Raw genomic sequence first — 2350 nt, forward strand, 5'->3', positions numbered from 1 at the left:
AAAATCTCAGCGAATTGGCCTCGGAATTTCCAACAAACCGAGCACGTGATTTCGTGCAGAAAAGTGGCGTATAACGTCCGGCGGCTTCACGTCAGTTGCGGTTTTTGGAACTGAGTATTCTCGGCGTGGACAGAACGAAGTTATGGAAAAAGCGGTTACATTTTACAAGAGAAGTAGCAATTGCGTGAAACCGCTGTTAGGCGACGTCGCTAATTTTTATTCATATACCCAAATCGAAAATCGAGATCTTCAATAAAATTGATTTCAAAAAGTTGTTTTCCAAATGGACCGTCATCTTCAAACAAAAATTTTTTATATAGTGCCAATCTTTCATGTTGCAAATGTCGATGCGTTGGGATTGCTAGGTTATGGCCTAAAAACGGATAAGAGTAAAATCTATAATTATTGTCAATGTCATCGCTATATTCGGTAAATCTAATTTCTGGATTAATAATATCCGGCATAGAAAACGCTATTATTTGGAATTTTGGTTTTATGTAGTATACAGGACAATCATTCTAGTCATAGCGAGCAAATTCTCTAATAAAATCATACCGTGAATCATGGGCATCTTTCCGAAGTCTTTCGCGCTCTTCAAGAAATACTTTATAAATGCCTCGTCGAAACAACCTCGCAAAATTTGACTGAAAGTTTTCTCTCAATTGATATTTCATCTTAAACTTTACTTTCATCGTCTTAATATTGAAGTCAAAGTATTCTGACTTAAATCGAGATTTAATTTTACCAGCGTTTGCTAATAGTAGATACTTAGACAAGTTAAGAACTTCCTTTAAAGCAATTTCTACCGAAGGCATTTTCTCAGTTTTATTCCCAAAAAAATGATTGCAACTATCACATACATTATCGCAAGTATTTTTTCCTCCAAGTGATTGAGGAAATGTATGTGCTGCTTTTCTAAAAGTTGTATCTAGCTCAGTTTTTGAGCACCAAATGCATTTTTTCATACGAGCGGTTTTCTTGCGATGTCGCCTAACGTCCGGCGGCTTCACGTCAGTTGCGGCTTCTGGAACTGAGTACTCTCGGCTGGACAGAACGAAGTTATGGAAAAAGCGCGTTCCTTTTACAAGAAAAGTAGCAATTGCGTGAAACCGCTGTTACATGCAGCTCATTAATTTTCCAGCTTTTCGCTTACTATTTTCCATGTTGTTTTCGAATCGCATTTATAAATTGTTCTATTTCTTTGGTACGCATTAGCGTGTACTAGCGTAGTCAAAGTCAATTTCTTTTTATTGAATATTATAGGAAAATAAACCATAGTGTTTGTAAGATAATCATTCAGTTCAAATTTTTCATTATCATTTTGGATGAAATAGGAGTATAGAGAACCGCCATTTCCCCCGGAATCTCTTTTCACAGCAAAATCTTCTTTTCCGTCAAAGTTAAAATCTGCAACTATAAAATCTTCAAATTGATTGTCAGCGTTATTGTGATCATCGTTTACGTGTGTAGTGTATGATCTTGTGAAGGCGCAATCTTGAAAATCTTTTTCAAAAATGAACTCGGATTTAATGACGACGGTCTGCAGACTAATATTTGAATCCTTTTTAATAACGGTTACAGATATTATACAAGAATCATTTTTAGTTCGCTCAAAACTGACTTGATAATCTAGTGATTTTGATAAGTTTTTATGCAAGCAAGTCTGTCCGTACGCACAGTATGAAAAGACTAAAAGGGTAAGATATTTTAACACACTTATTACGTTCATTTGGGGTTGAGTTGCATGTAACGTCCGGCGGCTTCACGTCAGTTGCGGCATTTGGAACTGAGTACTCTCGGCTGGACAAAACGAAGTTATGGAAAAAAGAAGTTCATTTTACAAGGGAAGTAGCAATTGCGTGAAACCGCTGTTATGCACAGCCACTAATTTTCAACATAAGTTTTTATTGAAATATAATTAGTGTCTTTTTGGATTGATTTAGGAACTCTTTTGAGTAAAGATTTCAATTCATTTTTCTTAAAATGCTTTTTCAAAAAGTTTAACCTTTTTATTCCGCTTTTTGACTCGACGTATTTGGTCGCCAAAGCTTTGTTTTTTGTAACAGAATATATTTCGGTTATACTGTCCATGGAATTTACCATTTGTTGAGCAGACAGTTTTGAAGAATTTGCTTCAAGGAAATTTCGGTGTTGACTCTTGTATTCATTTTTCAAATCTTCGTTTTCCTTTTCAAAGCTTTGATCTAGGTTAGATTTGCATGATAACAATATCAAAGCAAGCATTATTGTCAAGTTTCTCATATCACGATTTCGAGGTCGGTTGTGCATAACGTCCGGCGGCTTCACGTCAGTTGCGGCTTTTGGAACTGAGTATTCTCGGCTTGACAGA

General features: G+C 36.0%; 4 protein-coding genes. All 4 read right to left on the reverse strand.

What is annotated here, in order from left to right:
• Positions 1-209: 209 nt before the first annotated feature.
• Positions 210-464: a hypothetical protein gene (locus CFE23_RS16535; RefSeq protein ID WP_291090551.1), complete on the reverse strand. Its 255-nt coding sequence runs from the start codon at positions 462-464 to the stop codon at positions 210-212.
• Positions 465-518: 54 nt separating this feature from the next.
• Positions 519-965 carry an HNH endonuclease gene (locus tag CFE23_RS16540; RefSeq protein ID WP_291090554.1) on the reverse strand — a complete coding sequence of 149 codons (447 nt, stop codon included), beginning with the start codon at positions 963-965 and terminating at the stop codon, positions 519-521.
• Positions 966-1129: 164 nt separating this feature from the next.
• Entirely contained in the window at positions 1130-1729 is a 600-nt protein-coding gene (locus CFE23_RS16545; protein ID WP_291090557.1) for a hypothetical protein, read from the reverse strand.
• A gap of 155 nt (positions 1730-1884) precedes the next feature.
• Positions 1885-2350: hypothetical protein (locus CFE23_RS16550; RefSeq protein WP_291090560.1), on the reverse strand; the 466-nt coding region annotated here is incomplete at its 5' end.

Source organism: Flavobacterium sp. BFFFF1 (assembly GCF_002256285.1).
Lineage (GTDB): Bacteria > Bacteroidota > Bacteroidia > Flavobacteriales > Flavobacteriaceae > Flavobacterium.

Excerpts from the sequence above, each read along its gene's own strand:
- CFE23_RS16545 (WP_291090557.1), bottom strand. The coding sequence starts at position 1,729 with ATGAACGTAATAAGTGTGTTAAAATATCTTACCCTTTTAGTCTTTTCA.
- CFE23_RS16535 (WP_291090551.1), bottom strand. The coding sequence starts at position 464 with ATGCCGGATATTATTAATCCAGAAATTAGATTTACCGAATATAGCGAT.
- CFE23_RS16540 (WP_291090554.1), bottom strand. The coding sequence starts at position 965 with ATGAAAAAATGCATTTGGTGCTCAAAAACTGAGCTAGATACAACTTTT.